The organism is Allobosea sp. (assembly GCF_036675845.1).
In the GTDB taxonomy this organism is placed as follows: domain Bacteria; phylum Pseudomonadota; class Alphaproteobacteria; order Rhizobiales; family Beijerinckiaceae; genus Allobosea.
The window spans coordinates 1-16,749 of sequence record NZ_JAKFED010000149.1; the positions used below are offsets into that span (position 1 = coordinate 1).

The following is a 16,749-nucleotide window of genomic DNA, read 5'->3' on the forward strand; positions in this document are numbered from 1 at the left end:
CGGTGACGAAGGTGCTCGGCGCGCTCTGGCGGCCTTGCGACAGCTGCGCCGCGGGGGGCGCGCAGGCGGATAGCGCGGCGAGGCCAAGCAGAGCGGCGTGGGGCATGAGCTTCATCGCGGTCCTCCGTGTCAAGCGGGCTGCGCCGCAAGCGCGGCGGCGAGCCAAGGCGGAATGAACGCCTCGCCCAGATCTTCGATCCGGCGATGCTCGACCGACAGGCCGAGCTCGGGATAGGCGATGCGCTGGCGCTTTTCGTCCGCGGCGGCGAGCGGCACCACCACCAGCCGCCGGTTGACCTTCGAGCGGTAGTTCATCCGCGCGGTATTTTCCTGGCCGACATAGCAGCCCTTGGTGAAGCTCACCCCGCTGAGCTCGGCGGCGTTGGCCTCGAGCCACAGGGTCTTGTCCGAGCCCAGCTCGGCGACGCCTTCGGTCACTCCGAGCGACAGGCGGTGCGCGCGCCAGCCCTCGGCGGCATCATCGGCCGGCGCGAGCCAGCGATGGCCGAGATCGGGCAGGCAGCCGAGCAGGCCGCGCGTATAGGGGTGCCGCGCCGCTTCGAGCTCCCCGGCCGGGAGGGTCTCCATCGCCTTGCCGCCATACATGACGATGACGCGGTCGCAAAACGACTTCACCAGATGCAGATCGTGGCTGATGAAGATCAGCCCCATGCCGCGGCTGGTGACGAGGTCGTCGAGGATCTTGAGGATCTGGAGCTGCACGGTGACGTCGAGCGCCGAGGTCGGCTCGTCGGCGATCAGGATGTCGGGCTCGGCGATCAGCATCATCGCGATCATGACGCGCTGGCCCATGCCGCCCGAGACCTCGTGCGGATAGAGCCCGTAGACGCGGGAAGGCTCGCGGATCTGCACCGCTTCGAGCATGGCAAGGCTGCGCTCCCTCGCCTCCCGGCCGCTGGCCTTGTGATGCACGCGATAGGCCTCGGCGATCTGGTCGCCGACGGTCTGGACCGGGTTCAGCGAGAATTTCGGGTCCTGCATCACCATCGAGATATGGCGGCCGCGCAGCTTGCGGCGGCTCGCCTTGTCCATCGTCAGCAAATCCTGGCCGCGATAGGTCATCCGGTCGGCCGCAACCACGCCCGGATGCGGGATCAGGTCGAGGATGGCGCGGCCGGTCATCGACTTGCCCGAGCCCGACTCGCCGACAATGCCGAGGCGCTCGCGCTGAAGCGTGAAGGAGAGCCCGCGCACCGCGTTGACGGTGCCGGTCGGGGTGTGGAAATCGACGCGCAGATTGTCGAGTTCGAGCAGCGGCTGCTGGTCTGTGTTCGCCGGAGCTTGCATCGCCCTCACCTCGCGTCCAGCACGTCGCGCAGGCCGTCGCCAAGCAGGTTGAAGCCGAGCGCGACGATGCAGATGGCGAGGCCCGGGAAGGTCGCGACCCACCACTGGTCGAAGATCTGCTCGCGGCCGGCCGAGATCATCGCGCCCCATTCCGGGATCGGCGGCTGGGCGCCGAGGCCGAGGAAGCCGAGGCCGGCGGCGGTGAGGATGATGCCGGCCATGTCGAGCGTGGTGCGGACGATCAGCGAGGGCATGCACATCGGCACGACATGCTTCAGCACGATCCGCGCCTGGCTCGCGCCCTGCAGCCGGATCGCGGCGATGTAGTCGGCATTGCGGATGATCATCGTCTCGGCCCGCGCCACCCGCGCATAGGGCGGCCAGGCGGTGAAGGCGATGGCGATCACCGCGTTCTCCAGCCCCGGCCCGAGCGCCGCGACGAAGGCGAGCGCCAGCACCAGCCGCGGGAAGGCGAGGAAGACATCGGTGATCCGCATCAGCACGACATCGACCCAGCCGCCGAGATAGCCGGCGGCGCAGCCGATCAGCAGACCGAGCGGCCCGACGGTGATCACCACCAGCATGACGATGACGAGCGTGACCCGCGCGCCCCAGACGATGCGGCTGAAGATGTCGCGGCCGAGCGAATCCGTGCCGAACCAGTTGACGCCCGAGGGCGGCAGCAGCCGCTTGTCGAGCGCCTGGGCCAGCGGGTCATGCGGCGCGATCAGCGGCGCGAAGGCGGCAACCAGCAGGAGCGCGACGACGATGGCGAGCCCGGCCATGGCGGCAGGGTTCTTCCGGAAGGCGAGCCATTGCCGGTAGAGCTGGCCGAGCCGGGCCTGGCGGCGCGAGTGGGGCGAGGTCGTGGTCAGCCAGTCGTGCCAGGACAGGTCGGAGGCGGTCTGATCGCTCATCACCCGCCTCCTCAGCGTGCGCGCGGATCGGCCAGGCGGCCGATGATGTCGGAGAGCAGGTTGACGCCGATGAAGACGGCGCCGATCACCAAAGTGCCGCCGAGCACCGCGTTCATGTCGGCGTTGAGCAGCGAATTGGTGAGATAGCGCCCGAGCCCCGGCCAGGCGAAGATCGTCTCGGTCAGCACCGAGCCCTCGAGCAGGTGCATGTAGGAGAGCGCGATCACCGTCACCAGCGGCACCACGGCGTTGCGCAGCGCGTGCCCGCAGACGACGCGCCATTCCGACAGCCCCTTGACCCTGGCGGCGACGATATATTGCTGCTGCAGCTCGTTGATCATGAAGCTGCGGGTCATGCGGCTGATATAGGCGACCGAGAGCAGGCCGAGCACCGAGGCCGGCAGGATGAGATGCGAGAACGCGTCCCAGAACGCCTCCCATTCGCCCTGCATGGCGGCGTCCAGCATGATGACGCCGGTGACGGGGGTGACGAAATCCTGCCAGGCGATCGAGATCCGGCCCGGCCCGGCGACCCAGTCGAGCTTGGCGTAGAACAGCAAAAGCCCCATCAGGCCGAGCCAGAAAACGGGGATGGAGTACCCGACAAGGCCAACCACGCGGGCGACCTGGTCGATCCAGCGGCCCTGGTTGACGGCGGCGAGCACGCCGAGCGGGATGCCGAAGGCGGCGCCGATCAGGGTGCCGAGCGTCGCCAGCTCCAGCGTCGCCGGAAAGACGGTCCTGATATCGTCGGTGACCTTCTGCGCGGTCAGCACCGAGGTGCCGAGATCGCCGGTGAAGACCTTGCCGATATAGATCGCGAATTGCTGCCAGAGCGGCTTGTCGAGGCCGAGCTCGAGCCTCGCCTTGTCGTAGACATCGGCGGGCGCACGGTCGCCGACCACGGCGAGGACCGGGTCGATCGGCATGACGCGGGCGATCAGGAAGGTGACGAGCAGCAGGCCGAAGATGGTGATCGCGACCGTGGTCAGCTCCCGGCCGAGAATCCGGCTCCAGCGCAAGGCGCGGCCGCCGGCGCCCGGGCGGGCAGGCGGCGTCGGTACGGCGATCGAGACCATCGGCGGCTCCGTTCTTCTTGTTCTTGCGCTCGTTTGAGAATCTCAGCCCTGATCCTGAGGAGCAGCCTTCAGGCTGCGTCTCGAAGGATGCTCCAGATGGTTCCGGAGCCTCCTGGAGCATCCTTCGAGACGCCGCTGCGCGGCTCCTCAGGATGAGGGCTGAAGGGGATCTCGAACAATCTTTCGGTGGCGCTGGACGGCATTGCAAAAACCCGCCGCAGCCTTGCGAAGGGCTGCAGCGGGTTCATGAGGCGAGCGCCTCAGTTCTTGACGATCGGGGCGTAGAAATTGGTGTCGGAGGTCGGTCCGATCACCCAGCCGCTGATGCCCTTGCGCCCGGCCGAGACCTCGACCTGCTGGAACATGATGACGAAGGGCGAGACCTTCTGGTGCTCACGCTGCAGGTCGCCATAGACGGCGGCGCGCTTGGCGGCGTCGCTTTCCAGCACGTTCGCCTGGGTGACCTTGGTCATCTCCGGGATGTCCCAGGCATTGCGCCAGGCGAGCGTCTTCGACTTGGCGTCCTCGCCATTGTTCTCGTTGATGGCGAAGGTCTCGGCATTGGTGTGCGGGTCGAGATAATCCGGCCCCCACTGGCCGATATAGATGTCGTGGGTGCGGGCGCGGTACTTGGTCAGGGTCTGCTTGCCGTCGCCCGGGATCAGCTCGAGCTTGATGCCGGCCTGGGCCCAGCTCGACTGGATCGCCTGGGCGATGTCGGTGATCGGATTGACCGAGCGGACATCCATGGTGACGGAAAAGCCATTCGGCAGGCCGGCCTTGGCGAGCAGCTCCTTGGCCTTGGCCGGGTCGAGCTTGTAGGGCTTGTCGTCGATCGCGCCGAGGAAGCCCTTGGGCAGGAAGGCCTCGTGGCCCTTATAGGTGCCCTCGACGATGTTGCGCTCGATCGAGTCGTAGTCGACCAGCCATTTCAGCGCCTCGCGCACCTCGGGCTTGGCGAGGTTCGGGTTCTTCTGGTTCAGGCCGAGATAGAGGATGTAGCCCTTGTCGCCCTGGACGATCTCGATATTGGCATTGCCCTTGACGGCGGCAAGCTGGTCCTTCGACAGGTTGCGGGCGATGTCGATGTCGCCCTTCTCGAGCAGCAGGCGCTGCGACGCCGGCTCGGCGACATGGCGGACGATGATCCGCTTGGTCTTCGGCGCGCCCTTGTACCAGCCCTCATTGGCCTCGAGCGCATATTGCTCGTTCGGGCGGTAGGCGCGGACCTTGTAGGCGCCGGAGCCCGCCGAGTTCAGCTTGAGCCAGCCATTGCCCCAGTCGCCATCCTTCGCATTGGCCTTGACCAGCTTGGAATCGACGATCGAGGCGACGCCGGAGGTCAGGCAGTTGAGGAAGAAGGTCGGCGCGAACGGCTTCGAGACGGTCACCACGACGGTGAGATCGTCGGCCGCCTTGACCTTCTCCAGCACGCTGTCCTTGTCGAGGCCGAACTGGGTCAGGATGAAGCCCGGCGACTTGTTCATCGTCACCGCGCGCTGGAAGGAATAGACGACGTCGGCGGCGGTCAGCGGGTTGCCGGAGTGGAACTTGACGCCGGGCCGCAGCTTGAAGGTGTAGGTCAGGTTGTCGGGGCTGACCGTCCAGCTCTGGGCGAGCTCGCCGACCAGCGCGTTGCCGTTCTTCAGGTCGACGCCGATCAGCTTGTCGTAGACATTGGCGCCGACCTCGACGCCGGAGAACTCGAAGGCCTCGCCCGGATCGAGCGTGATGATGTCGTCGATCTGCTTGGCCATGACGATGGTGTCCTTCGGCGTCTGGGCCTGGACGGTCGAGGCCATCAGCACGGCGAAAGCGGAAGCCGCCATCAGTTTTGCGACATGACGCATGGAAATCCCCATTATGTTGTCTTGCGGGCGCTGAGGCGTCCGTTGGGCCGCAATCTGGAACCAGATCGCGGCCGTGTCCAGCAGGTCGCATTCGCTCCGCCAAGCCCCCCGCGCACTGCATGTTTCTTGCGCAACGGCTTGAGTTCCCGGCGCATTCTTGCGCAACAAGCCGCTTGCTCCGGCCCGCTCCCCGATTATCGTGAGCGGGGTCAGGCCACCCGGCCCGGCGAACCCGAAGCAGGCGCCCGCCCTTGGCCATCATCGCTGCACTGCATCACGTCACCCATTACCGCTATGACCGGCCGGTCACGCTCGGCCCGCAGATCATCCGGCTCCGCCCCGCCCCGCATTGCCGCTCGGCGATCAGGAGCTATTCGCTCAGGGTGACGCCGGCGCAGCACTTCGTGAACTGGCAGCAGGACCCGAACGGCAACTGGCTCGCGCGCTACGTCTTCCCCGAGCCGGTCCGCGAATTCCGCATCGAGGTCGACCTCGTCACCGAGCTCTCGATCATCAACCCGTTCGACTTCTTCGTCGCCGCCGAGGCGGAGACCTTCCCCTTCGCCTATCCCGAGGAGCTCCAGGCCGAGCTCGCGCCCTATCTCGTCACGGAAGCCGCCGGGCCGCTGCTCAGCGCGTTCGTCGCGACGGTGCCGCGCGATCAGGTCAGCACGGTCAACTTCATCGTCGACCTCAACGCCCGCCTGCAGCGGCTGATCGCCTATGGCATCAGGATGGAGCCCGGCGTGCAGGAACCGGAGCAGACGCTGGCGCTGAAATCCGGCTCCTGCCGCGACACCAGCTGGCTCCTGGTCCAGATTCTGCGCCGGCTCGGCCTCGCCGCCCGCTTCGTCTCCGGCTACCTGATCCAGATGAAGGCCGATATCGACCCGCTCGAAGGGCCGCGCGGCACCGACAAGGACTTCACCGACCTGCATGCCTGGGCCGAGGCCTATATCCCCGGCGCCGGCTGGATCGGGCTCGACCCGACCTCCGGCCTGCTCACCGGCGAGGGTCATCTGCCGCTGGCGGCGACGCCGCATTTCCGCTCGGCCGCGCCGGTCAGCGGCGTCGCGAGCTATGCCGAGACCGATTTCAATTTCGAGATGAGCGTGGCGCGGGTGCATGAGGCGCCGCGCATCACCCTGCCCTTCTCCGACGAATCCTGGACGCGGCTCGATGCGCTGGGCGGGCAGGTCGAGGCCGATCTCCAGGCCCAGGACGTCCGCCTGACCATGGGCGGCGAGCCGACCTTCGTCTCGATCGACGACCAGAGCGGCGAGGAATGGAACACCGCCGCCGTCGGCCCCAGCAAGCGCCAGCGCGCCGACGAGCTGATCCGGCGGCTGCGCCAGCGTTTCGCGCCCGGCGGCATGCTGCATTACGGCCAGGGCAAATGGTATCCGGGCGAGAGCCTGCCGCGCTGGGCCTTCGCGCTGTACTGGCGCCAGGATGGCGCGCCGATCTGGCGCAATGCGGCGCTGATCGCCCGCGAGCCCGGCGCCGCCACCGGCGAGGATCGCGAGCATGAGGTCGCGCCGCCGACCGCGGCCGTCGAGACGCTGGCCGCCGGGCTCGCCGAGCGGCTCGGCATCGGCTCCGACCATGTCCTGCCGGCCTATGAGGATACCGGCCACTGGCTGGTCAAGGAGGGCCAGCTCCCCGCCAATGTCGACCCGCTCGACCCGAAACTCTCCGATCCCGAGGAGCGCGCCCGGATGGTGCGGGTTTTCGAGCGCGGTCTCGACAAGCCGAGCGGCTATGTCATCCCGGTGCAGCGCTGGCAGGCGGCGGCGGAGGACCGGCGCTGGCGCTCGGAGAAATGGAAGCTCAGGCGCGGCAGGCTCTTCCTGGTGCCGGGGGATTCGCCGGTCGGCTACCGTCTGCCGCTGGGCTCGCTGCCGCATCTGCCGCCCGAGGCCTATCCCCATATACACCCGCAGGATCCGCTGGAGCCGCGCGGGCCGCTGCCTTTCTCCAGCCCCCATCCTGAGGAGCCGCAAAGCGGCGTCTCGAAGGATGCTCCAGGAGGTTCCGGAGCCTCGGCGAACGCCCTTCGAGACGCCGCGCCCGGCGGCGCGGCTCCTCGGGACGAGGGCTTGGAAGGGGGAGCCCGTCCCCCGGTCCAGCCATCGCGCCTGGTCGCGGGCGCCGAGCCGACGCGCCAGGACATCGTCGAGCAGGACCTCGACGCCGAGGCCGTGCGCACCGCGCTCAGCATCGAGGTCCGCGACGGCGTGCTCTGCGTCTTCCTGCCGCCGGTCGAGCGGCTCGAGGATTATCTCGACCTGATCGCCAGCATCGAGGAGGTGGCTGAGGCCAGCGGCCAGCCGGTCCATATCGAGGGCTATGCGCCGCCGCATGATCCGCGCCTTTCCGTCATCAAGGTGACGCCCGATCCCGGCGTGATCGAGGTCAACGTCCATCCGGCGAAGAACTGGGCGGAGGCCGTGGCGATCACGCGCGGCGTCTATGAGGAAGCCTGGCAGTCGCGGCTCTGCGCCGAGAAGTTCATGGTCGACGGCCGCCATACCGGCACCGGCGGCGGCAACCATGTCGTGCTCGGCGGCGCCACGCCGGCCGACAGCCCGTTCCTGCGCCGGCCCGACCTTTTGAAGAGCATCGTGCTCTACTGGCAGCGCCACCCCTGCCTGTCCTATCTGTTCTCCGGCCTGTTCATCGGCCCGACCAGCCAGGCGCCGCGCATCGACGAGGCGCGCCACGACCAGCTCTACGAGCTCGAGATCGCGCTGGCGCAGACGCCGGGGCCGGGCGAGCCGGCGATCCCGCTCTGGCTGGTCGACCGGCTCTATCGCAACCTTTTGGTCGACGTCTCGGGCAACACCCACCGCACCGAGATCTGCATCGACAAGCTCTATTCGCCGGACGGACCGACCGGGCGGCTCGGGCTGATCGAGTTCCGCTCCTTCGAGATGCCGCCCGATGCGCGCATGTCGCTCGCCCAGCAATTGCTGATCCGGGCGCTGGTCGCCTGGTTCTGGCGCGAGCCGCAGGCCGGCAGCCTGGTGCGCTGGGGCGCCGCCCTGCATGACCGCTTCATGCTGCCGGACATGGTGGCGCAGGATTTCCGCGAGGTGCTCGAAGACCTTGCGCGCGCGGGCTATGCCTTCGACCCGGCATGGTTCGCCGCGCAGCAGGAATTCCGCTTCCCCTTCTTCGGCAAGGTCAGCCAAGGCGGCGTCGAGCTCGAGCTCAGGCAGGCGCTCGAGCCATGGCATGTGATGGGCGAGGAAGGGGCGATCGGCGGCACGGTGCGCTATGTCGACAGCTCGGTCGAGCGGCTGCAGGTCAAGGCGACCGGGCTGGTGCCGGGCCGGCACATCGTCACCTGCAATGGCAGGCGCCTGCCGATGACGCCGACGATCACCACCGGGGAGAGCATCGCCGGCCTGCGCTTCAAGGCCTGGCAGCCGGCCTCGGGCCTGCATCCGACGATTCCGGTGCACACGCCGCTGACCTTCGACATCGTCGACAGCTGGGCCGGGCGCTCGCTCGGCGGCTGCGTCTACCATGTCGCCCATCCGGGCGGGCGCAACTACGAGACGCCGCCGGTGAATTCCTACGAGGCGGAGGCGAGAAGACTCGCCCGTTTCGAGGCGATCGGCCATAGTCCCGGTCCGCTCGCGATTCCCGCCGAAGAGCGCAATCCGGAGTTTCCGATGACCCTCGACCTGCGTCGCCCGATCGGGGTTTGAAGTAGCGCCATGGCGCTGCAGGGCAGGTTGAACTCGGCACGGACGCGGGGCGAACGCCGCAATGCGCTGCTGGCGGGCTATCGCCCGCTACCGGGGGCCTATGACGAATTCATGGCGCCGGACGGCTCGGTCTACCCGCAATGGGAACCGTTCCTGGCCGAATGGGCCGGGCTCTCCGCCGACGAATTGCAGCGCCGCTTCGGCCTCGCCGACCGCCATGTCCGCGACACCGGCGTCTCCTATCGCGTCCATGGCGATGGCGACGCCAGCGATCCGCTCGCCGGCGAGCGCGCCTGGCCGCTCAACCATGTCCCCCTCGTCATCAGCGGCGTCGAATGGCAGGCGATCGCCGCCGGCGTCGCCCAGCGCGCGCGCCTGCTCGACGCCGTCCTTTCCGACGTCTACGGACCGGGCAAGCTGATCGCCGGCGGCGCCCTGCCCGCAGCCGCCATCACCGGCAGCCCCGACTATCTGCGCCCGCTCCACGGCGCGCCCGGCGGCGCGCAGCTCCAGATCTACGCCGCCGATCTCGGGCGCGGGCCGGACGGGCGCTGGTGGGTGCTCCGCGACCGCACGCAGGCGCCGTCCGGCGCCGGCTATGCGCTGGAGAACCGGCTCGCCATCGGCCGCGCCTTCCCGGACCTGTTCCGGACGATGAATGTCGAGCGCCTCGCCGCCTTCTTCCAGGGTTTCCGCGCCGGGCTCGTCGCCCGCGCCAAGCGCACCGAGCCGCGCATCTGCCTGCTGACGCCGGGCCAGCTCAACGAGAGCTATTTCGAGCAGGCCTATCTCGCGCGCTATCTCGGCTTCCTCCTGGTCGAGGGCGGCGATCTCGTGATGCGCGACGGGCTGGTGCATGTGCGCACCATCGGCGGCTTCAAGCGCGCAGACGTGATCTGGCGCCGCATCGACGGCGATTTCGCCGATCCGCTCGAGCTCAACGCCGCCTCCGCGCTCGGCGTGCCCGGGCTGATCGAGGCGATCCGCCAGGACAATGTCGTCCTCGCCAACGGCCTCGGCTCGGGCGTGGTCGAGGCCCGGGCCCTGATGGGTTTCATGCCGGCGCTGGCGCAGGAAGTGCTCGGCGAGGACCTCATCCTGCCCAATATCGCGACCTGGTGGTGCGGCCAGCCGCGCGAGCGCGCGATCGTGCTCGACCGGCTGGACGAGATGAGCGTCGCGCCGGCCTTCCGCGCCGCCGGCGACGGGCTCGACGACCTGCCGGTGCTGGTCGCCGATCTCGACCGCGCCGGGCGCGAGAAGCTGCGCGCCGCGATCGCGCAGCGCGGGCTCGACCATGTCGGCCAGGAGGTCGTGCGGCTCTCGACCATGCCGGTGCTGCAGGGCGGCCGGCTCGAGCCGCGGCCGATGACCTTGCGCGTCTTCGCCGCGGCGACGCCCGATGGCTGGCAGGTGATGCCCGGCGGCCTCTGCCGCATCTCCGACGAAACCGATGCGCGGGCGGTGACGATGCGCAGCGGCGTGCGCTCCAGCGACGTCTGGGTGACCTCGGACCAGCCGGTCGAGCCGGTGACGCTGCTGCCGAGCCCCGACCGGATCGCGATCCACCGCATCGTCGGCGTCCTGCCGAGCCGCGCCGCCGACAACCTGTTCTGGCTCGGGCGCTATCTGGAGCGGACGGAGGCGACGCTCAGGCTGGTGCGCGCCCTGCTCGGCCGGCTGATCAACGCCGACGACCAGGCGCCGGGCCATGGCGAGACGATCAAGCGCCTCGCCAACCTGCTGGTCGCCTGGGGCGCCGCGCCCACCGGCCGGGGACGCGCGGTCGCAAGCCAGGCGAGCAGCGCCCTTTACGACCTCGACGAATACGCCTCGGCCGCGGCCTCGGTGCGCGAGGCGCGCCGGACCGCCTCGGTCATCCGCGAGCGGCTCTCGGTCGAGGCCTGGCGGCTGTTCGGCGACCTGCAGCGGCAGCTCGCCGGCCCGCGCGAGCCGTCGAGCGAGGGCGAGGCCTTCGAGGTCGCCGACAGCGCGCTGAAGTCGCTCGCCGCCTTCTCCGGCCTCTCCCAGGAGAACATGGTGCGCGGTGCCGGCTGGCGCTTCCTCGATATCGGCCGGCGGATCGAGCGCGGCGTCACCACCTGCCGCTATGCCAGGCATTTCGCCGAAAGCGCCGCGCCCGGAAACTGCCTCGACGCCCTGCTCGACCTGACGGATTCGCAGATCACCTACCGCTCGCGCTATCTGCTCGGCCCCTCGCTGCAGCCGGTGCTCGATCTTGTCATGCTCGATCCCTACAATCCGCGTTCGGTCGCCTTCCAGGTCGAGCGGCTCGACGAGGAGATCGCCGCTTTGCCCCCGCTCAGCGATGACGGCATGCTGGAGGAGCCGCGCCGGCTGGCGCTGCGGCTGGCCGCCGAATGCCGCACCGCCGAGGCCGGCCGGCTCGACCGCGCCAGCATCCTGCTGTTCGAGCAATTGCTGATGGGGCTGTCGAACGCCGTCGCCGACCGCTATTTCCTGCAGAACGTGCATCCGGAAGGTTCGCGGATGACGCGGCTCGCATGATGGCCGCCCGGTGATCTACGACATCCGCCACCTCACGAGCTATGCCTATGCTCGGCCAGTGCCGTTCGCGCGCTGCATCCTGCGCGTGCTGCCGCGCGAGGGCGACGGCCAGCACGTCGTCGCGAGCCGGCTCAGCGTGACGCCGCGCGCCAGCGAGCGCCAGGACGGCATCTGCTTCTTCGGCAACCGCACCACCAGGCTGACCATCGCCAGGCCGCATCGCGAATTGCGGATCGAGACCGTGTCGCGGGTCGAGGTCAACCGCGCCGCGACGCCGTTCCCGGCGCTGACGCGCCATTGGGAGGAAGCGGCGGCGCTGGCGCTGCGGGCCCAGAGCCTCGCCCCGGATTCGCCGGCGCAATATCTCTATCCGAGCCGGCTGGCGCCGGCCGTCGCCGAGATCACCGCCTATGCGCAGGAGAGCTTCCAGGCGCGGCGCCCGGTGTTCGAGGCGGCCTGCGAGCTGATGGGCCGGGTCCGCCGCGACTTCACCTACGATCCCGAGGCGACCGAGGTCTCGACGCCGATCCGCGAGGCGTTCGAGCAGCGCCACGGCGTCTGCCAGGACTTCGCCCATATCATGATCGCCGGCCTGCGCGGCCTTGGCCTGCCGGCGGCCTATGTCAGCGGCTATCTGCGCACCATCCCGCCGCCGGGCCAGGCCCGCCTCGAAGGCGCCGATGCCACCCATGCCTGGGTGATGATCTGGTGCGGGCCGGAGACCGGCTGGATCGGCCTCGACCCGACCAACGACCTGATCGTCGGCGACGACCACATCATCGCTGCCACCGGCCGCGACTATGCCGACGTCTCGCCGCTCGACGGGGTGCTGGTCGGGCCGGGCAGCCAGAAGCTCGAGGTCGAGGTCGACGTCATCCCGGTCGGATAGAGCGGCTTTCCCAGAGAGCGCAAGAAGGCCGCCCTCAGACAAGCCGCATGACCAGCGCAAAGCCGACCTGCCTGCAGAACTTGGCGCACACGCCCATCCGGGCCGGGTTTCTACCACCTTTTAGCCCATGTCCGCCGAAGGGTGCCTTGGTACACTGATCCAGCCAGTTCACCGCTAAAGGAGGGAGCCATGTCCTTCCGCCTTTCAGGTTGGCGTTTGCGCCTGGTGTTCGTCACGACAGCGGTCCTCGCTGTCGGTCTGCCCAGTGAGTCGAGCGCCGACAGGCTCGCCGAATTCCTGTTCTGGCACGAAATGGGAAAAGCCACGGGCAAGGCGGCGCGAAGCTATAGCGATTATCAAAGCGAACGGCGGCTCTGGCGCGAGAAGATTGCAGCAGCCAAGCGAGAACTGGAGCGGTGCGGTGGGTGCGGCACCGCGCAAGCGGAACTCGACAAATGGCAGCGCGTCGAAAATGAGTTCCACGACTTCGCCGGCGGCGTGTTCGTAGCCGTCGGCATGCCGCCGATCGTTGCGCAGGCTCTCGGCATCAGAATGCCGCTGGCTCCAAGGCGTTCGCAGGAAGAGCGCGCCCAGGAATGTCAGATCGTGCGGCAGCCCTGGGTTTCTCAACGCTCCGGATTATGCCAGCAGAAGGTCGATCAGTATCTCAACTGCCTGCGCAGTTACGAGAGCCAAGCCGGTGTGTGCACCGCGGATGCGGCCAAGGTGCCTGGCGGCCAATGCTGGGATGCCTCACAGTTCTACCAGCCCTGTCTCGATGAAGATTATGAAACCGTCGAGCGTCAGGTGAAAGTCCAGGAGGCGCGCGCCGCCGGAGCAATCATCCCCGAATATACGCGGCATGCGACCTCTGCCATCGTCGTATACGGGCGGGTTCCGGATGATTTCGCCCCGGAGCGTCCGCCGACCGATGCGGTTCTCGAGGCGCTCGGCGCGCCGAACACGCAGGAAGTCAAATTCCGCATGCAGAAGCAGCGTGCGGGTACGCTCGAACAGATCACCGTCAAATGGTTTCATTGGAGCGATATCGCGCCCGGGAAAAGCAATTGCTTCGATCCCGGCCATCGCCCCGACGAGATCAGCCTGCGGGAGTGTGAAGACCTGTCGGAGATGAGCTTCGACCATCGCCTGCCACTGCTCAAATGCCATTATGCGGGACAGGCTCGCGGGCTCGTGGGCGATGCAACCTATTGGTACGGCACGAAGCCGACAGCCCCGGCCTCCGATCCGGCCAATTTGCTGAAACGGTCCTCATCCCATCCTTTGCTGCAGATCGGAGAGGCAAGGACGTGGTGCCCGGCATCGCTCGCCGAGGCGTCCGGCATTCACGGTCGCTACCGAACTCAACTGGCGCATCTCGGCATCCAGGCGGTTGCCCCCAACGTCGCTCTCCGGTCCGAACAAGTAACGCGCCGTCAGGCCGAGGACGAAGCTGTCCACACGGCTGAACGGGTCAGGAAACTGGCCGGGTTCCCGCTCGATGGCAGTTTCGATTTCTCGGTATTCTCCAATTTTTCGGTCAACAGCTTCGGCATCCCAAGGCCGGGAAGCCTTCAGGCGGGGCAGTGCACCCTGAAGCAGACCGATCAAACGCGCGTCGAATTCAACTGCAAGGCCGGCAAGACCGACTACAAGGCCGTCGGTGAAATCTCGCAAGGCCAGATCAAGGTTCAATGGGAGCCGCGCCTGCAGCTCACCTACGAGGTCGGCACATGCGGGGCGCAGGCCTGCCTGGAGGGCAAGGACAGCCGCCAGTGGGCCATGCACTGGATATCGAAGAAGGACGAAAGCGAACTGACCCTGGAAGCCGTCGCGGACATCATCGCCCGCTTTCCTCTCGAAGGGACCTACAACCTGGAATTGTCCCTTCAGGATAAAACCGAGACGCTCCGTTGCACCATTCGCCGGGGCATCAGGACAAGGCCCAACGATTTTCCGATTTCATGCAAGGCATCGGACGGAAAGACCTACGAAGGCTCGGGTCGCGCCCGGGAATACCGCGCGCCGCTCGTCATAAGCTTTTCATGGCTCGTGGATTCCTACACGAGACGAAAGGTCTTTGCGGTCAACAACACTGCCATCGTATTGCAGATACCCGTCACTTCCACGGGGCAGGCAAACACCGATTTCCGCATCAACGCGGAAAGCGGTGTGCTGGCGCGGTTGTCGCGGACTGCTCCCAAGGAACCATGATCATGGGCCGCATGCGGAGCCCGCGGTTCCTCCGGAAGGTCGAGGCCAGAAGCGCGATGCTTTGGCTCGCGTCATGGGGAGTGGCTCTGGCCGTTCATGCAGCGACACCGGCGGTTTCAGCGCCGCAGGTCACCAAGCGCTCCGGTGATTGGCAGGAGCTGTTCCATCAGGGATACGCTCTCTACACGACTGCCACGCCGGGCCGCAGAGCTCGCAGCCTCCTCGAAATCAGCTGCAGTGCTGGAGCGGGCGCCGATAGACCACCCTCCATCGACGTGCTGATCGAGGACAAGGAACTTCCCGAACATGGTCGCGTCGAGTTCACCATAGACGGCCGGACCGTTTTATCTTCTTCCGGTCTTCGCGACATGCCGAGCGACGACTTCACTCGGCTCTGGGGAATGTTGCGGAGCGGGCGCAGGCTGGACGTCGCAACCGAGGACGGAAGGCGAGCGAGCTTTTCGCTCAAGGGGGCGGCAGGCGTGATGCCCGCGACCGTGTGCAGCGGTTCTCAGGACAGTGCGCCTTCCCCGCCGGGCAAGGCGGCCAATGGCAGGCTGGTGGGAGTTTGGCTCGCGCTCCAGAAAGGAGTCCGCTTTCCGAGCGGGTGCGATAGCGGTGAACCCGTCCGCTATTCTTCCGACGGAATCTACGCCGGTCCGGGGGCGAGCGGAACCTGGAGGCTGCAGAGCGATCGGCTGACCGAAATCGCGCAGAAGGTCGACGTCGGAATAGGCGACCCTGCCGCAATCGGCCGGCCTTTCGTCACCCGCATCCTCTGGGAGGGGCCGGACAGGTTCGTCAAGACGTTCTCGGACGGCGCACGCATGACTTTCCGACGCTGCCCGGCCGTCGGGTAGAGGAAAGGAGAGTTTTCTGCCTCTTCTCCAACGGCCGCGGCTTGTCCGGAATGACGGCGCGTGATGGAGGGGGAGCATCCGCTCCCCCTCAACGCGCGATGGCTCAGGCCAGCGTGTAGGCGGTCTTCACCGTGGTGTAGAACTCCTTGGCGTAGGCGCCCTGCTCGCGCGGGCCGTAGCTCGAGCCCTTCCGGCCGCCGAACGGCACATGATAGTCGACGCCCGCGGTGGCGAGGTTGACCATCACCATGCCGGCCTCGCTGTTGCGCTTGAAATGCGTCGCATGCTTCAGCGAGGTGGTGCAGATGCCGGCCGAGAGGCCGAACTCGGTGTCGTTGGCGAGGCTGAGCGCCTCGTCATAGTCCTTGACGCGGACGACGTTGGCGACCGGGCCGAAGACCTCCTCGCGCGAGATGCGCATGGCGTTGGTGGTCTCGGTGAACAGCGCCGGCTGGAGGTAGAAGCCGGGCGTCTCGCGGTTCAGGAGCTCGCCGCCCCAGGCGAGCTTGGCGCCCTCGTCGCGGGCGATCTGGATGTATTTCAGGTCCTGGTCGAGCTGGCTCTGGTCGACCACCGGGCCGATATGGGTGCCGCTCTTCAGCGCATCGTCGACGACGAGGCCCTTGAGGCGCTCGATCGAAGCCTCGACGAACCGGTCATGGATGCCGGCCTGGACGATCAGCCGCGAGGAGGCGGTGCAGCGCTGGCCGGTCGAGAAGAAGGCGCCGGTGACGGCGGCCTCGACCGCGGTCTTGAGGTCGGCGTCGTCGAGCACCACGAGCGGGTTCTTGCCGCCCATCTCGAGCTGCACCTTCTTCATCGGGTTGCCGGCGATGCAGGCGGCCGCGACCTTGCGCCCGGTCGAGACCGAGCCGGTGAAGCTGATGGCGTGGATGTCCTTGTGCTCGAGCAGCGCCTGGCCGACGACCGAGCCGCGGCCCATCACCAGGTTGAGCACGCCCTTGGGCAGGCCGGCGCGCTGGACGATGTCGACCAGAGCCCAGGCCGAGCCGGGCACCAGATCGGCCGGCTTGATCACGACGCAATTGCCATAGGCCAGCGCCGGCGCGATCTTCCAGGCCGGGATCGCGATCGGGAAGTTCCAGGGCGTGATCATGCCGACGATGCCGACCGGCTCGCGGGTCATCTCGACGCCGACGCCGGGGCGGACCGAGGCGATGCTCTCGCCGCCGAGGCGCAGGCATTCACCGGCGAAGAAGGCGAAGATCTGGCCGGCCCGGCCGGCTTCGCCGATGCCCTCGGCCAGGGTCTTGCCCTCCTCGCGCGAAAGCAGGCGGCCGAGTTCCTCCTTGCGGGCGAGGATCTCGTCGGAGGCCTTCTTCAGGATCTCGTAGCGCTCCTGCGGCGTGGTGCGGCTCCAGGCCGG

General features: G+C 67.8%; 9 protein-coding genes and 2 pseudogenes. 5 read left to right on the forward strand and 6 right to left on the reverse strand.

The features are described 5' to 3' along the window. Positions 1–129 precede the first annotated feature (129 nt). The 5 genes and pseudogenes from ygfZ to V6M56_RS16660 all read right to left on the reverse strand — a co-directional run. A pseudogene (gene ygfZ / locus V6M56_RS16640) lies at positions 130–453 on the reverse strand (CAF17-like 4Fe-4S cluster assembly/insertion protein YgfZ); the annotation flags it as partial. A gap of 3 nt (positions 454–456) precedes the next feature. Next, positions 457–1,308 (reverse strand): annotated as a pseudogene (locus tag V6M56_RS16645) (ABC transporter ATP-binding protein); the annotation flags it as partial. A gap of 5 nt (positions 1,309–1,313) precedes the next feature. Then, complete coding sequence (gene nikC, locus V6M56_RS16650) at positions 1,314–2,225, reverse strand: nickel transporter permease (protein ID WP_332685271.1); 912 nt, start codon at positions 2,223–2,225, stop codon at positions 1,314–1,316. Positions 2,226–2,236: 11 nt separating this feature from the next. Then, on the reverse strand, positions 2,237–3,304 hold the full coding sequence (locus tag V6M56_RS16655) for an ABC transporter permease (RefSeq protein ID WP_332685272.1): 1,068 nt from the start codon (positions 3,302–3,304) through the stop codon (positions 2,237–2,239). Positions 3,305–3,564: 260 nt separating this feature from the next. Further along, positions 3,565–5,154 (reverse strand): ABC transporter substrate-binding protein, encoded by a 1,590-nt coding sequence (locus tag V6M56_RS16660; protein WP_332685273.1) that lies wholly within the window; start codon positions 5,152–5,154, stop codon positions 3,565–3,567. A gap of 251 nt (positions 5,155–5,405) precedes the next feature. Here V6M56_RS16660 and V6M56_RS16665 point away from each other — a divergent pair, with 251 nt between their 5' ends. From V6M56_RS16665 to V6M56_RS16685, 5 genes are all read left to right on the forward strand, one after another. Then, the gene (locus V6M56_RS16665) at positions 5,406–8,870 is read left to right on the forward strand and encodes a transglutaminase family protein (RefSeq protein ID WP_332685274.1); all 3,465 of its coding nucleotides are present in this window, start codon (positions 5,406–5,408) and stop codon (positions 8,868–8,870) included. A gap of 9 nt (positions 8,871–8,879) precedes the next feature. Then, the gene (locus V6M56_RS16670; protein WP_332685275.1) at positions 8,880–11,399 is read left to right on the forward strand and encodes a circularly permuted type 2 ATP-grasp protein; all 2,520 of its coding nucleotides are present in this window, start codon (positions 8,880–8,882) and stop codon (positions 11,397–11,399) included. Positions 11,400–11,409: 10 nt separating this feature from the next. Further along, complete coding sequence (locus V6M56_RS16675; protein WP_332685276.1) at positions 11,410–12,288, forward strand: transglutaminase family protein; 879 nt, start codon at positions 11,410–11,412, stop codon at positions 12,286–12,288. Positions 12,289–12,477: 189 nt separating this feature from the next. Beyond that, complete coding sequence (locus V6M56_RS16680; protein WP_332685277.1) at positions 12,478–14,502, forward strand: hypothetical protein; 2,025 nt, start codon at positions 12,478–12,480, stop codon at positions 14,500–14,502. Continuing rightward, entirely contained in the window at positions 14,499–15,362 is an 864-nt protein-coding gene (locus V6M56_RS16685; protein ID WP_332685278.1) for a DUF1176 domain-containing protein, read from the forward strand. The genes V6M56_RS16680 and V6M56_RS16685 overlap by 4 nt, the downstream gene beginning before the upstream one ends. 103 nt (positions 15,363–15,465) lie before the next feature. On the opposite strand, the gene V6M56_RS16690 is transcribed toward V6M56_RS16685, so the two are convergent. Beyond that, positions 15,466–16,749, reverse strand: a 1,284-nt coding sequence (locus V6M56_RS16690) for an aldehyde dehydrogenase family protein (protein WP_332685279.1), incomplete at its 5' end; no start/stop codon positions are given.

Bases quoted from the DNA above. Each gene is read 5' to 3' on its own strand.
- nikC (WP_332685271.1), bottom strand. From the start codon at position 2,225: ATGAGCGATCAGACCGCCTCCGACCTGTCCTGGCACGACTGGCTGACC.
- V6M56_RS16655 (WP_332685272.1), bottom strand. From the start codon at position 3,304: ATGGTCTCGATCGCCGTACCGACGCCGCCTGCCCGCCCGGGCGCCGGC.
- V6M56_RS16660 (WP_332685273.1), bottom strand. From the start codon at position 5,154: ATGCGTCATGTCGCAAAACTGATGGCGGCTTCCGCTTTCGCCGTGCTG.
- V6M56_RS16670 (WP_332685275.1), top strand. From the start codon at position 8,880: ATGGCGCTGCAGGGCAGGTTGAACTCGGCACGGACGCGGGGCGAACGC.
- V6M56_RS16680 (WP_332685277.1), top strand. From the start codon at position 12,478: ATGTCCTTCCGCCTTTCAGGTTGGCGTTTGCGCCTGGTGTTCGTCACG.
- V6M56_RS16685 (WP_332685278.1), top strand. From the start codon at position 14,499: ATGATCATGGGCCGCATGCGGAGCCCGCGGTTCCTCCGGAAGGTCGAG.